Annotated in this window: 18 protein-coding genes and 1 tRNA gene; 4 read left to right on the top strand and 15 right to left on the bottom strand. The window is 58.8% G+C overall.

What is annotated here, in order from left to right; genetic code table 11:
* Positions 1 to 40 precede the first annotated feature (40 nt).
* The gene (locus tag AB4Y43_RS24640; RefSeq protein ID WP_368728983.1) at positions 41 to 847 is read left to right on the top strand and encodes a DUF4942 domain-containing protein; all 807 of its coding nucleotides are present in this window, start codon (positions 41 to 43) and stop codon (positions 845 to 847) included.
* Positions 848 to 1293: 446 nt separating this feature from the next.
* Here AB4Y43_RS24640 and AB4Y43_RS24635 read toward each other — a convergent pair whose 3' ends face one another.
* Positions 1294 to 1635 carry a helix-turn-helix domain-containing protein gene (locus tag AB4Y43_RS24635; RefSeq protein WP_368729000.1) on the bottom strand — a complete coding sequence of 114 codons (342 nt, stop codon included), beginning with the start codon at positions 1633 to 1635 and terminating at the stop codon, positions 1294 to 1296.
* Positions 1636 to 1807: 172 nt separating this feature from the next.
* Between AB4Y43_RS24635 and AB4Y43_RS24630 the strand changes: the two genes are divergently transcribed.
* Complete coding sequence (locus tag AB4Y43_RS24630; protein ID WP_368728982.1) at positions 1808 to 3151, top strand: hypothetical protein; 1344 nt, start codon at positions 1808 to 1810, stop codon at positions 3149 to 3151.
* A gap of 145 nt (positions 3152 to 3296) precedes the next feature.
* A complete protein-coding gene (locus tag AB4Y43_RS24625) occupies positions 3297 to 4142 on the top strand; it encodes a hypothetical protein (RefSeq protein WP_368728981.1) in 846 nt (281 codons plus the stop codon).
* 276 nt (positions 4143 to 4418) lie between these two features.
* On the opposite strand, the gene AB4Y43_RS24620 is transcribed toward AB4Y43_RS24625, so the two are convergent.
* The 14 genes from AB4Y43_RS24620 to AB4Y43_RS24555 form a co-directional block, all read right to left on the bottom strand.
* Positions 4419 to 5792: a DUF4062 domain-containing protein gene (locus AB4Y43_RS24620; protein ID WP_368728980.1), complete on the bottom strand. Its 1374-nt coding sequence runs from the start codon at positions 5790 to 5792 to the stop codon at positions 4419 to 4421.
* A gap of 190 nt (positions 5793 to 5982) precedes the next feature.
* Positions 5983 to 6669, bottom strand: a complete 687-nt coding sequence (locus tag AB4Y43_RS24615) for a hypothetical protein (RefSeq protein ID WP_368728979.1) — start codon at positions 6667 to 6669, stop codon at positions 5983 to 5985.
* A 202-nt stretch (positions 6670 to 6871) separates the two neighbouring features.
* Complete coding sequence (locus AB4Y43_RS24610) at positions 6872 to 7471, bottom strand: hypothetical protein (protein ID WP_368728978.1); 600 nt, start codon at positions 7469 to 7471, stop codon at positions 6872 to 6874.
* A 1732-nt stretch (positions 7472 to 9203) separates the two neighbouring features.
* Complete coding sequence (locus tag AB4Y43_RS24605) at positions 9204 to 9431, bottom strand: hypothetical protein (RefSeq protein WP_368728977.1); 228 nt, start codon at positions 9429 to 9431, stop codon at positions 9204 to 9206.
* A gap of 43 nt (positions 9432 to 9474) precedes the next feature.
* Positions 9475 to 9792, bottom strand: a complete 318-nt coding sequence (locus tag AB4Y43_RS24600) for a hypothetical protein (protein WP_368728976.1) — start codon at positions 9790 to 9792, stop codon at positions 9475 to 9477.
* A gap of 82 nt (positions 9793 to 9874) precedes the next feature.
* Positions 9875 to 11215, bottom strand: a complete 1341-nt coding sequence (locus AB4Y43_RS24595; RefSeq protein WP_368728975.1) for an inovirus-type Gp2 protein — start codon at positions 11213 to 11215, stop codon at positions 9875 to 9877.
* A 185-nt stretch (positions 11216 to 11400) separates the two neighbouring features.
* Positions 11401 to 12822 carry a DUF3987 domain-containing protein gene (locus AB4Y43_RS24590; protein ID WP_368728974.1) on the bottom strand — a complete coding sequence of 474 codons (1422 nt, stop codon included), beginning with the start codon at positions 12820 to 12822 and terminating at the stop codon, positions 11401 to 11403.
* A gap of 163 nt (positions 12823 to 12985) precedes the next feature.
* Positions 12986 to 13234, bottom strand: a complete 249-nt coding sequence (locus AB4Y43_RS24585; RefSeq protein WP_368728973.1) for a hypothetical protein — start codon at positions 13232 to 13234, stop codon at positions 12986 to 12988.
* Positions 13235 to 13376: 142 nt separating this feature from the next.
* On the bottom strand, positions 13377 to 14294 hold the full coding sequence (locus tag AB4Y43_RS24580; RefSeq protein ID WP_368728972.1) for a hypothetical protein: 918 nt from the start codon (positions 14292 to 14294) through the stop codon (positions 13377 to 13379).
* A gap of 166 nt (positions 14295 to 14460) precedes the next feature.
* Positions 14461 to 14536, bottom strand: a tRNA-Ala gene (locus AB4Y43_RS24575).
* A gap of 66 nt (positions 14537 to 14602) precedes the next feature.
* Entirely contained in the window at positions 14603 to 14938 is a 336-nt protein-coding gene (locus tag AB4Y43_RS24570; protein ID WP_368728971.1) for a c-type cytochrome, read from the bottom strand.
* Positions 14938 to 15720, bottom strand: a complete 783-nt coding sequence (locus AB4Y43_RS24565) for a BON domain-containing protein (protein WP_368618036.1) — start codon at positions 15718 to 15720, stop codon at positions 14938 to 14940. Before AB4Y43_RS24565 ends, AB4Y43_RS24570 begins: the two co-directional genes overlap by 1 nt.
* A gap of 28 nt (positions 15721 to 15748) precedes the next feature.
* Positions 15749 to 16336 (bottom strand): phosphoheptose isomerase, encoded by a 588-nt coding sequence (locus AB4Y43_RS24560; protein ID WP_069265196.1) that lies wholly within the window; start codon positions 16334 to 16336, stop codon positions 15749 to 15751.
* 113 nt (positions 16337 to 16449) lie between these two features.
* Entirely contained in the window at positions 16450 to 16977 is a 528-nt protein-coding gene (locus AB4Y43_RS24555) for a YraN family protein (RefSeq protein ID WP_368728970.1), read from the bottom strand.
* Here AB4Y43_RS24555 and rsmI point away from each other — a divergent pair.
* Positions 16976 to 17878, top strand: coding sequence for a 16S rRNA (cytidine(1402)-2'-O)-methyltransferase (gene rsmI / locus AB4Y43_RS24550; RefSeq protein ID WP_368728969.1), 903 nt, complete (start codon positions 16976 to 16978; stop codon positions 17876 to 17878). The genes AB4Y43_RS24555 and rsmI overlap by 2 nt on opposite strands.
* Positions 17879 to 17934 lie beyond the last annotated feature (56 nt).

Below are 17934 nucleotides of genomic sequence, written 5' to 3'. Positions count from 1 at the left end.
ATGCCGGTTATCTCCCTTTTCTCTTATTTCGTCATGAAACATGGACCCAACCAGTCTCGTCCCCAGCATCAGCATTACCAATCTCGCCAACCAGCGCACCGCCGTCGTCGAACGCGTGCATGCCGCACTCGATCTACTCGGCGAAGCCCAGCAACTCGCGAAGGCCGCACATCTCGGATTCCCACGGCTTGTCCTCGACGAAAGCTACGGGTGTCGCGGTCGCCCCACCATTACCGGAGAGTATGCAAAGCGCGATGAAGCGGCAGCCGCCATCGTGCGCATCGTCGACATACGCGGCTGGGATTACCTGCTGTCCGAATCGGGCCTGCGCACCTTCATGGATGCCACGGCCCGCGAGCAGTGGAGCCACCAGATTGCAGAAGGCGACGTGCCCGCACTCACAGCCGACAACATCAACGCCACTTTCACCCAGCTCTATGGCGCGCGCGGTGACATGTTCGAACGGGGCGTCCTTCAATGCTTCCGGCGACTGTCCTGGAATTACCGGACGAACGAACCGTTCCGTTTCGGCAAACGCATCATCGTGAGGCACCTGCTTTCGCAAGGCAGCACGAACCACCGCATCACCAACGAACTGGACGACCTGATCCGCGTGTTCAGTGTGCTCGACGGCAAGCCCGAGCCGGATCACCGGCATGGGGCGTATTACCTCATCTCCGACGCCCGGCGAGAGCGGCAGACCGAAGCCGCGAACAGCTATTTCCACCTGCGCTGGTACAGGAACGGTAACGGGCATCTGACGTTCAGCCGCACCGATCTGGTTGACCAGATGAACCGCATCCTCGCGAAGCATTACCCGAACGCGCTCGCCTCCGAGGCGCGGTAGCTCCCGTCACCGGACGCGTCCTTCGCCCGGCTTACTTTTTTCTCACTTTCAGCGACACGCTATCCGGTCGATCCGGAGGCCTGTGCTCGTCCGTCTTCTGGAGAATTCGCCATGAATCAGCCTACCCGACTCAAACCGCTTTTCCGTCCGGGACGCCTGCTCGTCGCGCCGGATGCGCTCACGGCACTCCGTGCGAACGGCATCCCCGTCGTCAGTGTTTTACTCAGGCATGTGGCGGGCGACTGGGGCTCGGTGTCAGACGAAGACTGCCAGCAGAACGACCTGTCAGTTGCGGCAGGCCTGCGCCTGATCTCGCTCTACCGTCTGCCAGACCAGACCCGCATTCTCGTCATCACCGAGTGGGATCGCTCGAACACGACCATCGAACATCTTGATGACGTCGTGCCCGACAGCGCGGCACGCAAGGACCCGCCCGCGACTCGTCGCTACCGGAGCCTGCTGCGCTTGATCTCTGGCGGCGTCGCCGCATTCGCCCGGCGTTCGCCGGTCGGTGCCAGCGACACACCGTCCAGCGGCGCAAACAGCGACGCCAGCGTGACGTTCAATGAATGGCAGATGTTCGCCAAGGTCTCGACGGACGGATTGGCAATACCCCTCTCGATCGCCGAGATGTATGTCCGGTCAATGTGCGCTTCAAAGGCAAGCGTTTCCTGCGACTTCCCGGCCGCATGCCGGCATTCCTTGACCCGCCTGCCGAGGGCAATCGAGATCGGGGCGGGCCGGGCTACAGGAGGAGTTGGGCGCTTCGCAGTCATGGCGTGCAGGATGCCCGCCCGTCGACTGATTCACGACGCTATAAACTCTACACTTAATGTCGTGTTTACACTTCATTTTCTCCGCATCTAGCCGATATTGAGGGTTGTGGGCTCGCATCCAAGCTATCCCGCGCCCATCTCTGTCGAGTAAACACTACATCCAAACACTTGAGGAAGCTACACCGTGCAGAAAAACAAGCTCAATACGGGGATCACGAAATTCGCGCTCGGCGCGTCCATGTGCGCGGCGCTCGTCGCCTGTGGCGGGGGCAACAGCAGCAATTCGGGCACCAGTAGCCCGAGCGTCACCACGAACGGTACGGCCGCGGTCGGCTCGGCGATCGTTGGAGGCACCGTTTCGCTCAAATGCGCGTCGGGCGCAACGGCGTCGGCGACGACCGTCGCCGATGGCACATATTCCGTTACCTTGAAGTCGGCAGACTACCCGTGCGTCGCCCAGGTATCGGGCGGGCAGGCGAATGGCGCAGCCCTCGCGTCGGCGCTGCACTCGGTCGCCGCCGCACCCGGCACAACAAACGTTACCCCACTGAGCGATCTGATCGTCGGCGTGCTGGGTAATGGAAATGCAGCGGCGCTTGATGGAGCTACATCGAGCGCGCTGTCGAGCACGATTACGGCTGAGAATCTGGCGAGTGCACTCACGAAGGTCCAGACGGCAATCGCAACCCTGCCGGGCAAGCTGACGATTGCGAGCGGCTTCAATCCGCTGAATTCTCAATTCAGCGTGGGCGATGCCAATGACGCGCTGCTTGACCAGTATGCGGCGGCGCTGAGTGCGGCCGGCTTGACGCAAGCCGATGCGGTCACGCACACCGCCGCTGGTCAGGAACTGACGCTAGCAGCCTATACCACCACGGCCTTCACCACGCCTTATACGTCCTTCGGTGCCGGCTGGTCGAATAATCTCGACGGCAAAACGGTGTTGTCGATCCCCGATCCGCTGCGCGGCGCATTGTCGGCGGAGGTCAACGCCGACGCGACGACCGGCAATCTCACACTGGTTGGCACTACTCCGTTCACCGGCATCGTCAGTCTGCTCGACAATCGCGTCGGCACGCTTTGCGTGTCGGGCAAAGGTCAGGCCAGCAACGCGCAGCACTCGCTCTACGTCTACGTGTCGCCGGACTTCACGCAAGTCACCGATCTCGCGGAAATCAAGAGCGCGCTGCTGAACAACAGCTGGGAGACCTACGAGGATTGCACGAAGGACAGCATCACCTACACGACGACCGCGACCGGCCTCACCGTGACCTATAGCGATGGATCGAGCGACGCTGTTGCCGACGCCGATTTTAGCGAGGCCGGTAACGTTGAAGCTCGCCAGACTGCCAGCGGCGTCGCAATCGGCACTTCCGTCAGCCGTAGCAGGCTCTACAAATACACCGACCCGAACAGCGGCAAAACGACTTACGCCACCGTAGAAACCAGCAGCGATAAGGATTCGACCGATCTGGCCTACGACCCGACCAAAGACCTCAACAACATCATTTTGAGCGTCTCGCAATAAGCCCCTGTTAGTCGTGCTCCGCTGTTTCAGCGGGGCGCGGCTGCATCTTCCCGGCGCAGCGGCTACTTCGAGCCTGCGGTGCTTTTCTCTATCTGACGAGCGCGATTCCATGAGCGCGTGCGCCAGTCTCACTTCACATTTACCGATGAAAATGAAATTCACGACGCTTGCTGCGGCGGCGTGCCTGAGCACGGCCCTGGCCGGTTGCGGCCATTCCGAAGTTGAAACGGTCAAGGCAACGACCGTTCCCCAGGACTCCACGCACACCTACGACACGGCCCTGTCGAATCGCGCCTCGTGCGAGAAAGATAGCTGGCGCTCATTCAAGGACGACACGAACCGCTTGGTCGTCGAATACCGTTGCGGTCTGAAGAACGGTGCACAACTGCTTGCCGCGTTCCGTCAGCAGAAGATCGCCGATACACAGCACGATTTCCAGGGCTATTACAACGGCCTCGATCAGACGGCAGAAAGCATCCGCCAACGGAATCCCGAGGCTCTGGAAAAACAGCTCGCCGAGGCCCAGAGTCAGCTCGCGCAGTTGCAGGCCAATGGCGCGCCGCCGGCGGATACGCCGGCGGCGCTGAAACAAGGTATTGTCAATCGCGATAGCGCGATGGAGGCGGCCCAATCCTCGGTCGAGCGGGCACAACGGGAACTGGACGATGCCCGAAGCAACCAGACCGGCGTACAGCAGGAGCGCGTCCGTTTCGAGCAGCAGGAGAAGGATGCGCTCGCGCAGATCAACAAAACATACGGCGGCGTAACCGGGGCAAGCGAGGTGTTCCAGTGGTACGTTCGAGATCGCGATGTCGTGCCCGCATGGGTCGGTGTCGAACTGACGAAGCAGGACGGCAGTACCGCGCGTCGCGACCGGAACTGGAACCAGACGATGGGCGATCTGCTCAACCATCGTGGCGAAGATCACGTTCACGCGGTGCTCACCGTCCCGGACGATATAGTCCCCGGACAGCACGCTGCAGCAAACTGAATCGGCAGCGACGACGAACGCCGGGCCGGTTTAAGCCAGTTATCTGGCCAGGCAGAGCATCTATGCCGCCCGGACAGGCGGCATTTTTTTGATGGGCGAAGCGCATTGCACTCGTACAGACCGTACGGGCCGATGGCTTGGCAGTCATCGCTCCCGGGTCGCGTCAATTTCAGCTGGAACAGTTAATTCCGCTATTCACGCCTCCACGCCATAAGGAGGTCGTCGGCACACAGATGACGACCGGGCTGTGTCGAACGGCATCCTTACGTCTGCAGTCTAATATTGAGCAATAAAGGTAGTGATTTCGTCGTCAGAAGGTTTTTCAGCATCGAGTTCCTTTTCCATACCTTGCACCGGAGTATCTGGTCTGAGGCTCGGCAGCTGGAATGCCTGACCGTCAAGAAATTTCAGCAACGAGACAGAAAGCTCGAGAATATTCACCCATCGATCTAGCAAATGAAGCAGACCAGCCAGCTGCATCGTTTCGATTTCCACTTCCGACGCACCGGAAGGACGTGCCCGAGGCGAATGCTTGAAGATAACTTGACGGTTATCTGTCGTGTTGCATTCATTAAAACGGCGAATTTCATCATCCAATCGCACCAAAGCGCCGTAAACTGGAGTTTCCTGAAACGAATCTGAATCGAGATCAAATTCAAGAAACGTAGAACGCGTCAAAACTTGAGGTAGGACGATCGGATGAAATTTGCGGCCCATCAAATGAATGGCGAGCGACGATGTAGTATTCCATCGCCGCGTAGAAACGGTAGTGAATTCGGCATTTCTTGAGTCGAGATTTATCGGATGTTCTAGGTGGAATCTATCGATGCTCCCTCTCGGAGAAAGAACAGAATCGCGCCCCTTGATCACGCATTGTTTAACGAATTCACGTAGCTCGCGTCGCAACAATCTACGCGTGGTCATGTCTTCCACAGGAATCGATGAAAAAATCTGACCATTAAGCGCATCCACAATATCTCGAAATGTGACGAACTGATGAATCCAATTGCCAGAAGGCGCAACGCCTTGACCTTGCACAGCGAGTTTCGTTTCCGCGTTCCGGCCGACTTCCGAAATAAATTTGGAGATGAACTCAGCATCCTCCATAGACTTGCTCTCATAACTGGCAGCACTCTTCTGAATCGCCGGGGCCAAATCTGTCGTTTTGAGATGCTTGCGTTGCGCACTCCTTTCCTCTTTGGCTTGCCAGACTTCAGAGCGCACGAAACTGAGGAGTTTCAGCTTGCCCTGTTTGTGAAGCTCATAAGCTTCACGGTACTCCCGCTGTGTGATGGAAATTCGATTCTGTTCGTCATACCAACCACCAACCCGAGTGCCGATCAAAAGGATGAAGTAGTCGGCTGAGCGTACCGCCTCCAAGCAGGCTTCATAAGAATGCAGATTCAATGGCTTTTGAAAATCGTTGAATTCAGATGCCAGCACAATGAAACCTTGCTCTTCAAGGTAGAACTTCAAGGAAGAGCGCAGATCCTGAAAATCGTAGATCGTGGACGAGATAAAAACAGTTGGACGTTGCATCTGGTCTTGGGTCTGATTGTTGGTTGTTGGGGGCTGCAAAGACGGCTGACTGTCCGCCAGCTGAAAGACTTCCACGGCATGGGGGAACATGCGCCCCGTCAGCAACGACATGATGACCGAATGGCGTAGCCAGTGTGGTCTGCCGCCGGCCTGAGCAAGCTATCTGGCCGAGCCGGAATATGGTGCCACAGCTATCCGGGCGGCATTTTTTTCGGCCCGAGCGTGTCATCGGTTCGTTACCGGGCCACTAGCAGTCTTCCCGCCGTACTCTTGTTCCTTGCAACCGTCACCAATGCAAGCATTAGCTTTCCGACTCTGAGTGGCATGCATCTTCGGACCCGTAGTAAGCCGCTACGGCGCGTCGGCCAAGCCGGCGGAGTGTGTGCTCCGTCAGTTTGGCTTCAAGCTCCGGCGGTTGCCGTCCACAAGCTTCATTCATTCCGATGCAGGCCAACAAACCGCAGAAATCCGAAAGCTCAAGCATATCAATCGCGTCTGAGTCTGGGTGCAACGGCTCGATCCCTCCTGGGGAAAGCCATCGGCTCAACTGAAGCGCACCGCTGTGAACATAGCCACCACTTGCCTTCCAAGAATCGTAGTCTGCCAAATGGCGAGTTGCCTCATTCTTCCTCAACTGCTGGAGAACTGTATCGAGGGTAGGAACGCGAGGATGATCACCGAGCATGTTTTGGATTTGCTCTATCGTTGCAACCTTCAGTGCCCAGATGCCACGAAAGTAGGCCTCAAAAGTAGGGCGAATCAGTGCCGCCGCCGAGCTTCGCGCGCCATGATGTACAAGAAGCATGATTGCCTGCCGATGCTCCAGGGTCTGCATGAACATTGTCATGGCGATAGCTGTCTGAGGCCGGCCAGCAGGGATCGAATCCGGATGGTATCGATCGATCAGATCGCTGACTTCAGTTGAAAACTCGAGAGCCCTCTCGACCTTTTCCGGTGTTGCGCCAAATCGCGCACGAGATTCAAACATATTTTTCCATTGTGTCAGCCGCCGCTCAGAGCGGGTTCTGGCGATGTCGGCTTTCGGTCGGTCCGCGACGCCACCTGTCGGCGGCGGATAGCGCCAGCGAACTTAAGCATGCTACCGGCGCACTCACCGACCCCAAAAAAGGAAACGAAGGCCGTCGTGGGGGCCTTCGCCTGTTCGCATCGAGGAGCAAGAAACCGCGGTATCACGGGACGATCAGGAGATGCGGGTCGATCGGGTTCTCCGGTTCGCCGTGGTCATTAACGAAGGTGAGGATTTTCTCCAGGACCACCGAAAGACACTGCACGGGACGGTAGAAGCCGGGCATGGTTTGGGTTGTGCGCTTGAACAGGCCGGTTTCGACGAGGGCGTCGACCACGGCCGTAGTCGCCTGCATCGTGTCACGATAGGGCGAGCCCTCCGGAAGGCAGCAACGCCGCAACATGGCGTCAAGGCCGTTGATCGGGCCTACCGTTTTGTTGTTGTCGTCACGCTTGGCCTCGAAGTCGGTCAGCTTCTGCGTTTTTTTCGCGATCGGCACGACCGGGAGCACCGTATCCGTCGTGCCGCGACGGCAGAACGCGTGAGCGAACGCGTGAACGTCGATCTTCGCGTCCGGGCCGCCGTGGGGCAGCTTGATGAACAGCTTGTCCGCGCTCAGCAGCGACTCGGGCACGAAATCGGACACGGGCGCCGCGTTAGTCGTGCCGACGCGCACGTAGTCGCGCTCGAATTCATCGACGGGAATAATGACGTGCGTGCGGGTACCATCGCTGGCATTGGCATATTGAATTGGGGGCATCATTGCTCCGTTTCAGCTTTAATTACCCTCAAGATACCCTAAAAATACCCCGAAACACCAGTGCGATTGGCTTATCGGCATCACAATCCCGATAGCCAATGCCTCGACGCAGCCCGATCGGCCAGACATGGCCGCCAAGCGGCGGCGCAAACATCACGCGGGTGCGCGATAACGAGGCATCAGGGATAGCGGTCAACGCCGTCGCGCTTGACGGATTAATGTTCATCCCCTCCACGATGCCGGACAGCGGAATTATGGCGCGGCTCGTTACAAACTTTGGAATGGGATGGTTATCGGGTAGCGTGCAGCGAAGCTGAAGAACGCACCAGCGATCAGCAACGATGTGTAGGCCACTCTTTGAGATTCCGCGAGCCCGACAGATAGTTGTGCGAAATCGGTTCGGGATGAACTATCAGGCCCTATTGCATGCCTATGGCGCGGATGATAATCTTTGCCTACTAGGAATTTATGGCTTGTCTTCGTGCAAGCCCATGTAAAGCCCGCGCTCGGGCGCGGTGGCGTTGCACGCCACTGTTTGAACTCAAAGTTGGGCCCAAAGCCCAAGTTGCGCCTTGAATTTTTGAAGGCATGAGCGCTCTACGACCAGGTAGAGCGACCGTCGCCGTGTTCTACGGTTGACTGGAATTCTGAATTCGTAACGAGTTGCGTCCAGGCAATCCCCGTTGTCGTGCTTGTTGTATTTGCACTGCGGGTGGCCCAGCGGGACATAACTCCCTGAAACGCTGAAGCAAACGCTTCGGCCCGTTCAATCCGTTTTAGTCACGAAAGCGACGGAAAAAACAGCTCCTGCATTCGGCTGGGCGAGCTGCCGGCCGCTTTTTCCCATCCACTCATACCCGAGGATCTCGGCCATGAGCAGGCTTCTCTGTATCTGCGTGCTGGTCTTGCTGCTGATCTTGTTCAGCCAGCCGGCGTTATAAAAGTAGTGGGCGGCGCGCACCCCTTCATAGAAAAGGGGGCGCGCCGCCCACTACCACCGCAGCGAAACAGAAGCCGCACTTTCGATAGCGATACAACAGTGACTTTGAGCCCCGATGCGTGCGAATCGCCAGGCCGGCGTGCACGAGGCTGCCATTGCGACGACAGATCACTTCCGACGCAAACCCCAAAGGTTCGCACTAAAGAAGTCGCCGGTGCGCAGCACGATCGATATCAGCTATTCAATCCTCGACGCAAACTCATTCGATGCCGGCACGAAATACGTGACTATCGGGCAATCGCAGTAACCTCTCGGCAGCTTATGCTGCGTCGTTCCAATCGGGGCGGCGGCGTTTTCCTCGGCGCGGAGGCTGGTCCTTCCCGCCTGCTGCGCCTTTTTACATCTGGCGATAGCTGCCCTTCGCAGCCTATACGCCGATCTCGACGAAGCATATTCCGTTCATGAACATGAAATCCATGACCGATGTTCATGCTGTAGGGGGCCGACTCGATAGGCTCGAGCCAGTGGTTGCTGTCCATCAGAATGGAGACATGGAGCTGGCATAAATCCGTCTGCGGCCGGCGGTTAGGCTGGCCGCAAGTCGATTGCTCCAACCGGCTCAAGATGAAGCGAGTACAACATCCCGCAGCGCACTCAGCAAGGGTAAGAAAAAGTACCCGCCTCCGCTGGGTGACACGAACTGCTTGTGAGCCTGCACCTCTCCTGATTGGAGTTGAGCCCCGAAGAGATGGCAGCGTCTGATGCTGTCCAGCGTCGCGGCATTTTGGCCAACGATCATATCGTTGCCGCCAGGACCGCGTGGACGCGATAGACAAGAAAGCTGCCGTTTCTCATCCATGGTTCGCAGGACAGGGTTGGTCCTGGTATTAGCGGGTCGACGCCGGAGACAGGATAGCCGAGGACGAATTCGCCCGGCCAGACGAGGTCTTGACCCGGATAGCCGTAGAGCCAGAAATCAGGAAGATCGCCGGGATCGATCAATGCCTGAGCGTCGCTCGGCAAGTCTCCTAGCAAGGAGACTACACGTCATTGCGTTCGACATGACCTAGAGTCGATGCCCTGCGCTTGCACGTTGCATAGCGTCGCGAACGACTGATGGTTCCTTGATGCCTGCCTCCTCCTTCGCTCTCATCTCTGCCATCCACTTGACGTATGTGTTACGTGATCGCAGGACGCCTTGCTCTGACAGCGTCTTGATGATGTCTGTTTCTTTGATGCCCTCCGCCAGCTTGCTCAGAATACGAGGATAGGCCTTCTCGAAGGCGCGCTTTTGTGCGTCCTGCCGGCTGGGCTGCAAGGCATCAAGGGCATTGAACAGCGCCTGTTCGTCAATGACACGCCTGGTTTCTGTCTTCGCCTCCATCAATGTTGCTCCAATTTTTTTGCCTAAAAACACATATCCAAAATGGTTCCCGGCTGGCGAACCATTTCGGATGCGGCACCTCCTACGCGGCCTTGGCCTCAACGTCATCATCGTCATCTGGGAAAACGTCATCTGGTAGTTCGGGCAACCCCTTTGTACGCGGCCGACCTGTGCGCCCCACGAGCGGTTCTGGCAAATGCCCCGTCATGAAGGTCTTGCTCTTCGGAGAAGCCTTCACACGCACGAACTGATCTTTTTTTGCCAGGTACATTAGCGTACGCATCAGGTTATCGCGCTTCTCGACATCGTGATGGTCGATCAGGCCAGTGCCTGGGTACTTGTAGGTGCCGCGATTGCAGTTATGGTAGTAACCGCGCCCGCCCGTCACATCCACCCAGTATTGCCCGATCAGGTCGCCCAGCCACTCGTGCTGCTTGACATGGGAACCGTCGAAGATCAGCGCCACGTGTAGGTGATGTCCGCCCGTGCTGGAGAACTCGATTGAACAAACATAACCCACCATGTGGCGGAACAACGATTTCTTGCCCCGCATGTTGTCCTTGAAATGGCGCCAATCCTCTGTCACGGTGAAGATATCTACCCGCGGCAGATCGTGACGACAATCACAATCGTCAATGAGGTCACCGTTGACCAGGGCCATGCGTTCTATGAAATTGCGTTCCTGAAGCCGCTCGTCCCATTGCATCGCCTGAGCAAGGTCGAGGCATGCAGCCTGGCGATACATCAGGTCAAGGCGCACCACCATCAGGCGCGCATAGCGCTCATGCAAGGCGTTGATATACACCGTCAAGCGCTTTGCGTTCTCGTCAGCGTTGCGCTTCCAGTTCTTGATCATCCGTACGACACCGATACGCACGCCTTCGGCACGCAGCGTCATCACGAAGTCATTGCAGATTTCCGCGTAATGTTCATCCGCAATGGCACCGAATACGGCATGACATTGACGGATACCGTGCGCGGGGTATACGCGATGGAATAAGGCCAGGTCAGGGGACAAGGCCAGCCCATCGAAGATCAACCGATCGAATGAGGGCAGCAGCTCCATAAACCCCGCCATCCTCAAAGCGACAACGCTTACTGTGTCGTCATCGTTGCGCTTGATGGTGTAAGGCAGTTGGTCCGTCTCGATCACTTGTCGCATGAATTCGATCTGGGCACTGAGCCCCTTCACGCTGATGCCTATCCGATAGGCTTTCCCATCAAGGCCATAGGCCATGCCCATGTTGCGTTCAAGATTCTCGACTATCCCCAGCACGTCGAACCGTTCATCACGGATGACGTCAGCCTGGGTATCGATACCGTCACTGCTTTGCAGTGCTGCATCATCAGGTGACTGATCTTCGTCAGGAGCATTGGTCATGCTCCAGTCGTCAACATGGTCTGTGTCAATGAAGTCTTTCATTTCTAATTTTCCTGTTGATACGTTATATTGATTAATAATCCTAATAAAAACCAGAAGTCCATCTCTACCGCTCTCATGGCAAAGACCGGAAGGTTTTCGACGGAACGAATGTAACGAATGAGGATTGATGCGCTGTGCCGGTATGCGCAAACGTCCGCAAATCCACGGCATAACGCTTCAGAGCACTACATGCCGACGTAGCCCAGGACGTTATCCAGCCTATCGGCTGGTGGTAGTACCTCGATATAGTGCTTCCCCTTCAGCGTCACGATGCGTGCGCGGCCCTGGTTAAATAGCTCCCCAACCGCGCTACGCAAGCGAGTAGTCGTCATGCCGATAACCATGGCAACCTTGCTAGCGTGGTGGTACGCAAACTGACGCATTCCCTGGTCATTCAACCACTGAGCCAGTGTTGCCGCATCACGCACCCGTTGCGGCTCGTGGTCCAGCGGGTCGTGCATCCACTGGTAGGCTTCGAAGTGGTACCAGCAGACCTGTTCCGCCATCTCGACCAGATCCCTCGACACATCCCCTTCTCGCCCCAAAAACACGTGGTTCTTGGCGGCCATGCGGGCAATGTGGCCGGCCAGTTTGGCCAGAAAATCGCGACAGTGCGCAAAGCCAGGCTGCGCCATCAGGTCAAGGTTCCTCTCTTGCAAATCGCGCAGCAGCGCCTTGGCTTGCCTGCCAAAGGCCACGGATGGGAGGTCCTTCCTGCCGGAACGGATGCGGGCATGGAGTTCGTCCAGCATCACGGTCATTCGCTCGCCATGCTGCTCGTGGGCGCGGCCAACAATGGCGTGGCCGGCATCTTCCGAGCCGATCCACTCATCCAGCACGGCGTGATAAAGAAAGCGGGCAGCAAGGCCGCTCGCCTTCAACTCCTCGCCGCGCTTCTTGCAAAACGTCTTGAAGAGCCCGGGCTGGACCATGAACAGCGTCGTCAGGAAACCCCTGATTTCCTTTCGCGGCTCACCCACGCGGCTGTGCTGGATCACCTTGCCGCCGGAGAGATTGGCCAGGGTGGGAAAGTCCTTGGCTCGCAGCATATTGAGCGCCACCGCGCCCTCGTCAACGATCCAGCCCGAAACGAACCAATGCTCCAGGGACCGCAGCACAGCCTGCATGGATGCATCATCTTGCAGCAGCGTCTGGTTGGCGACGGGAAGTGGCTCCTGCGACAGAACATTTGCCAGCAACGCCTCGATGGCTTCCATGTCCTCGCCGTTCGCCACGCATTCCTGGATGACCTTCTCGATATGCGATACCTGCTTTTTCCACACCCGATGCGCGGCCTGTTGCTGATACTGATTCATCGTCGTTTGCGTAGCATGCTTCGCGCACCACCGCGTGATAGCCTCGGTAAGCGGCGCATAGTGGAAGCTCTTGCCGGCGCCCGATGACGCCAGCAAGACTCCAAACGACGAAAGCGGTGCGGTTCCGCCCCCGGGCTTTTCGTACACCGCAAGCCCCGATGCAACGAGAGAACTGACTGCTTCCAACACGGAAGCACCGATGGCGTCGTCCTTGGGAGTCTTTGAGCGCTCTTGCAGCACATCACCCAACAGGCTGGGCAACGCGTCGTAGGGATAGTGTGGAATTTTCATTGCACGCCCCCTCGTTTAACTGCATCACGCATACGCGGGCGCGACTCGATCCAACAAAGCACATCACCCACGAGGGCCACACCTTTCGGGGTATTGCGGCACCGGCGACGCACCTGACCAGGCACGTTGGACATCTCTCCATCCGGATAGATAGGCGTGCCGTTCATGCAACACCGCCCTCGCAGTCGATAGCGGCCTCATTCGCGGCGACGGCGCCATCACGCATGGTCACGATCACGTCGGGCCACAACAAGCGACCATTGGCAAGCTTGGTGGGTACGATCCCTAGGTACGCCCCATTGATGCTGTAGCCTTTGCGAACCGTTTGTGGCTTGACAAGGTTGTTGCTAGCGAAAATTTTCGTATCAACGCAGTGCGCCAACGGCGATTTGTCTTGAACTAAAAAAACCATGATGAACTCCGATCGAACTGACCAATGCGTGGTCGCTACGCGTCACCTACGCAGAACCGCGTGGCTCTGCGTGGATGACGAATCGGATCATGGGGGTGGGGACTAGTGGGGATGCAACAACGAAATGTCGGGGATTTTTCCCCTACTTCCTGTTGGCGTAGGTGTCACGGTGCTTACTGATGATGCGGTCTTGGAGGCTTGCCTTTTTCCAAGCCTCCATGAATTTGGAGTCACCGCGCTCGGAGTTAGACTCGAATAGTTCGTGATGGTGTTCAAGACACCAGTACAGGAGCGTCTTCTTTTCCTCCCGTTTAATTGCCTTGCGATTCAAATTCAGCGAATCGGCACCGGCTTCTATGGCGCGAATCTGCCGCTCCAGTATCGTCAGACCTGAATTGTTATCGGATGAGTTTGCGATCCCGTCGATTTTTTGTGATGGCTGGCCCTGATCATCATGCGCAGCGTCGGGGAGCGCTTCAGCAGCGGCGAATTTCGCGAGCTGCTCTTTCAATCTCGGTAGATCGCCGCCGTCCATTCGCAGCATCTCGAGCCTGATAGCGCCCACATCTGTTGCGGGGGGATGCGCTAGAACCCATGCAACACCCTTGGCACGACGCCTCATCCGATCTGCCACCATCTCAGATTGCTGCTGTTCCGGTTGCCACTCGGCAATGTGATGCAACACCAGTTCCGGGCAGATGTAGCCACTGGGTTTGACTGACTGCTCGGTTTTGATCTTCTCGATGTCAGTAGAGGGCAGAACCGCATACTCGCCGTATCGCAGCCTTGTCTGGAACACGGGCGCGACCCCGTCGGTACTACCCACTAGGTTCGCATGTGGGATGCCGCGGTCGGTCACCGGCCATAAATACAGCCCTTCGTGCAAAACAGGCGTGTAGAGGTCAAGCTTTCCGGCTATCCCTTCGTCCAGCAGATAGTCCGGCTCACAGCTCAGCCGCGCGGCGGCATTAGCCAGTGCCAAGTATTCACGCTTGGGCTGGTCGTCTTTTAGCAGGGTTTCAAGCCAGAACCCGCTCGGTCCCATCAATTCTGTTTTCATCACCGCTGCCTAGGCCCCGTTCATGGCGTATGTCAGCGGCTTAGCTTACCGTGGAACGATGATGGAGATGGATCAGGGCGGATTGAATCCGGTTACACAGCGGTTACACGGCCCGCAGAAACACAAAAGGGTTACAGGAAAATCACCTGTAACCCTTTGATTTTATTGGTGGAGCGGATGAGGATCGAACTCACGACCTTCGCATTGCGAACGCGACGCTCTCCCAGCTGAGCTACCGCCCCAACGAATCACCGATTCTACACACACAAAATCCGTTTTGCCAAGCGTCAAATTTGACCCCAAGCAAACTACTTTGAAGGCGCTCCGGCGAGCACCCAGGCCACAACAGAATGGATATCGCCGGCGCTCATCCCGGGGTGAGAAGGCATAGGAATAGCTCCCCAAACCCCTGCCCCACCGTCCCGAACCTTCTTCTCCAGCTTGGCCTGAGCCCCAGCATCGCCCTTGTACTTCGCGGCGACGTCTAGAAAAGAAGGCCCAACAAGCTTGCGATCCACCGCATGGCACCCCATGCAAGCATTCGCCTGAGCGACCTTCAACCCATCCGGCACAGCAGCAAAAGCGGGCGAAGCGAGACCAAGACCAACCGCAGCAACCACAACCCCACCAACAAACCGCCGCATCACAAAGCCCCCGTATTTCCCGCCTTCGTAGCGGACGAATTCGTCACGGGCGCGGGCGCCTGGTGCTCAATAGGCTGCGAGGTCACGCCCGAATCAGGCACCGCCCCCACCGTCGGCGCATCGGCAGCAGGCGCCGCCGCCGGCGCACTGGGCGCAGCCGCCGTCGCCACCGTCGCCTGTTGCGGGTCGATGTACTGGTAGCACTTCACCACCTGCGTCACGCCCATCACCCCGGCCGTCGCGTTGGCGGCGATATTGCCTTCCTGCGGCGTAACCAGCCCCATGAGATAGATCGTGCCGCGCTCGCTCACCACCTTGAAGTTGTTCGCGGAGATGTCCTTATAGGCAATCAGCTCCCCCTTCACGCGTCCTTCGAGGTACGAGTCGTTCGCGCGCGAAGAGAACGAGCTGGCCGGCTGTACCGCCAGCTCGTTGACGATCGATGCAACGTTCGTCACGGCTCGCACAATGCTCTCGGCCTTCTGCTTCGAGGCGTCGTCGGGCACTTCACCCGTGATCAGCACGCGCTGGTTGAACACCGCCACGTTCACGTGCGCCGTATCGGGCAGTTGCTTGCCGAGATCGGCCAGCGCCTTCACCTGGATCTCGCGGTCTTCCGTTTGCGATCCCACCGTGCGGCGGTCGGTTGCCACCAGTGCTGTGCCGCCCGCCGCGCCCGCCAGCGCCAGGAAGCAGCCCTGCAGGCTTGCGCAGAGCGAGGCTGCGAAGCCGATCGTCAGCGTGGTCCGTGCCAGCGCGCGCGTCATGCCGTATCTGCTCATCAACTTCCCCTCTCTTCGTCTTACGGTGTCAGTCTTCGCCCAGCAGCATCGCGTCGATGCCGTCGCACAGGCAGTGAATAGTTAACAGATGCACTTCCTGAACACGCGCCGTTCGGTCGCTCGGCACGCACAGCTGAATGTCGGTATCGGCGAGCACGCTGTTCACGTCGCCGCCGCCCTTGCCGGTCAGCGCGATCACGACCATTTCGCGTTCGTGCGCTTCCTGAATGGCGGCCAGCACGTTCACGGAGTTGCCCGAGGTCGTGATGGCAAGCAGCACGTCGCCGGGCTGGCCGAGCGCGCGCACCTGCTTCGCAAATACCTGCTCGTACGCGTAATCGTTGGCAACGGCGGTGAGCACCGAGGCGTCGGTGGTCAGCGCGAGCGCAGGCAGGCCCGGGCGTTCGCGCTCGAACCGGCCGATCAGTTCGGCGGCGAGTTGCTGGGCGGTGGCGGCGGATCCGCCATTGCCACACGCGAGAATCTTGTTGCTGTTCGCGAGCGCGGCGAACATCGTATCGACCGCGGCGGCTATCGGGACCGCCAGGGTTTCCATGGCCGCGAGCGTAGTGGCTGCGCTATCGCGGAAGTGCTGTTGAATGCGTTCGACGGACATCGACTCTCTAATCTGTACTGCGGGTATCGCAAAATTTCCGCGCGGTGCGGCGTGCCGCAAGTTTAGCGCACTCGAGGGCGTTCATTTTCACCCTTCTTTCTATTGCGTAAGTTTTAGCTCTCGTGCGCTTCCGGTTGAAACGCGTCGCGCAGCCACACGAGCCGGCCGCTCTCGAACGCGATCACGTCGAAGCGGCACGCGGGCGGCGTTCGCGCTTGCGTGTGCGCTTTCCCATTCGCGTCGGCGGCGCGCCACGTCGCGAGAAAGTAGCGCGCCGCGCGCAGCACGCGCTGCTGTTTGCGCCACCCCACGCTCGCCGCCGCCCCGCCGAATTCCGGCCGCGCGCGGGCGCGCACTTCCACGAAAACCAGCGTGCCGTCGCGCTCACGCATCACAAGATCGAGTTCGCCGCCGCGGCAATTCACGTTGCGCGCGACCAGCTCCAGGCGCTCGCGACGCAAAAACGCCAGTGCGTGCGCCTCGAAACGCGCGCCTGTCGCGCGGCGTTGGGCATTCGACTGCGCCCGCGCGCAAAAGTTGTCGACGCGTGCACTTTCGTTCGCGCCGCTTCCCTCGGGTGTACTCGCGCCCGCGTGGCACAATGTCGGCCTCTTTTCCTGCTTTCGCGCGTTGCGTGTCATGACGTCCCTCTCGTCCCCCTTCGAACTCGCACAGGCCCAGCAATATCCGGCCGCCACGCTGTACGTCGTGGCCACGCCCATCGGCAATGTCGCCGACATCACGCTGCGCGCCCTGCACGTGCTCGGCCTCGTCGATCGCATCGCCGCCGAAGACACGCGCAACACCGGCCAGCTCCTCGCGCGCTACGGTATTTCGAAGCCGCTCGTCGCCGTGCACGAACACAACGAGCGCGAGGCCGCGCAGCGCGTGATCGAATTTCTGCGCGCGGGCGAGCGCGTGGCCTGCGTTTCGGACGCGGGCACGCCCGGCATTTCCGATCCGGGCGCGAAACTCGTGGACGCCGTGCGCGCCGCCGGCCTGAACGTCATGCCGCTACCTGGCGCGAGCGCACTCGCAACGGCGCTTTCCTCTGCCGGCGACTGGGTCTCGACCTTCACGTTCCTCGGTTTTCTGCCGCCCAAGCCCAAGCAGCGCGCAGCCGCATTGCAGCCGTTCGCCTCGCATACGCACGCGATGGTGTTCTACGAAGCCCCGCATCGCATCGTCGAAACCGTGCAGTCGCTCGCCGATGCGTTCGGTCCCGCGCGCCGCATCCTCATCGCCCGCGAATTGACGAAGCTACACGAGTCGCTCTGGAGCGGCACCCTGGCCGAAGCGCCAACGTGGCTCGCAGCGGATGCGAACCGTCAGCGCGGCGAGTTCGTGCTGGTGGTGGAAGGTGCGAGCGAGCAGGCGGAAGGCGAAGCCGATCACGACGCGCTCTTGCGCGTGTTGCTTCAGGAAGTACCGGTAAAGGGCGCGGCGAAGATCGCGGCGGCGCTCACGGGCGCGTCGCGCAATGCGCTCTACGCGCGGGCGCTGGAATTGAAGGGAGAAGGCGAGGAAGAAGCGGACGACTGAACCGCGAGCCGACAACAATCAAAAGCACGAGCCAGAAAAACCGAAAGGCCGCCTGA

This window comes from Paraburkholderia sp. BR10872 (assembly GCF_040965835.1).
GTDB lineage: Bacteria > Pseudomonadota > Gammaproteobacteria > Burkholderiales > Burkholderiaceae > Paraburkholderia > Paraburkholderia nodosa_A.
Note: the sequence above shows the minus strand (reverse complement) of the source record. Positions and strands in the feature narration are given on the sequence as shown.

What these genes read in the sequence shown, in the direction of transcription:
- AB4Y43_RS24640 (WP_368728983.1), top strand. Translation starts at nt 41, where the DNA reads ATGGACCCAACCAGTCTCGTCCCCAGCATCAGCATTACCAATCTCGCC.
- AB4Y43_RS24625 (WP_368728981.1), top strand. Translation starts at nt 3,297, where the DNA reads ATGAAAATGAAATTCACGACGCTTGCTGCGGCGGCGTGCCTGAGCACG.
- AB4Y43_RS24620 (WP_368728980.1), bottom strand. Translation starts at nt 5,792, where the DNA reads ATGTCGTTGCTGACGGGGCGCATGTTCCCCCATGCCGTGGAAGTCTTT.
- AB4Y43_RS24615 (WP_368728979.1), bottom strand. Translation starts at nt 6,669, where the DNA reads ATGTTTGAATCTCGTGCGCGATTTGGCGCAACACCGGAAAAGGTCGAG.
- AB4Y43_RS24610 (WP_368728978.1), bottom strand. Translation starts at nt 7,471, where the DNA reads ATGATGCCCCCAATTCAATATGCCAATGCCAGCGATGGTACCCGCACG.
- AB4Y43_RS24600 (WP_368728976.1), bottom strand. Translation starts at nt 9,792, where the DNA reads ATGGAGGCGAAGACAGAAACCAGGCGTGTCATTGACGAACAGGCGCTG.
- AB4Y43_RS24595 (WP_368728975.1), bottom strand. Translation starts at nt 11,215, where the DNA reads ATGAAAGACTTCATTGACACAGACCATGTTGACGACTGGAGCATGACC.
- AB4Y43_RS24590 (WP_368728974.1), bottom strand. Translation starts at nt 12,822, where the DNA reads ATGAAAATTCCACACTATCCCTACGACGCGTTGCCCAGCCTGTTGGGT.
- AB4Y43_RS24585 (WP_368728973.1), bottom strand. Translation starts at nt 13,234, where the DNA reads ATGGTTTTTTTAGTTCAAGACAAATCGCCGTTGGCGCACTGCGTTGAT.
- AB4Y43_RS24580 (WP_368728972.1), bottom strand. Translation starts at nt 14,294, where the DNA reads ATGAAAACAGAATTGATGGGACCGAGCGGGTTCTGGCTTGAAACCCTG.
- AB4Y43_RS24570 (WP_368728971.1), bottom strand. Translation starts at nt 14,938, where the DNA reads ATGCGGCGGTTTGTTGGTGGGGTTGTGGTTGCTGCGGTTGGTCTTGGT.
- AB4Y43_RS24565 (WP_368618036.1), bottom strand. Translation starts at nt 15,720, where the DNA reads ATGAGCAGATACGGCATGACGCGCGCGCTGGCACGGACCACGCTGACG.
- AB4Y43_RS24560 (WP_069265196.1), bottom strand. Translation starts at nt 16,336, where the DNA reads ATGTCCGTCGAACGCATTCAACAGCACTTCCGCGATAGCGCAGCCACT.
- rsmI (WP_368728969.1), top strand. Translation starts at nt 16,976, where the DNA reads ATGACGTCCCTCTCGTCCCCCTTCGAACTCGCACAGGCCCAGCAATAT.
- AB4Y43_RS24555 (WP_368728970.1), bottom strand. Translation starts at nt 16,977, where the DNA reads ATGACACGCAACGCGCGAAAGCAGGAAAAGAGGCCGACATTGTGCCAC.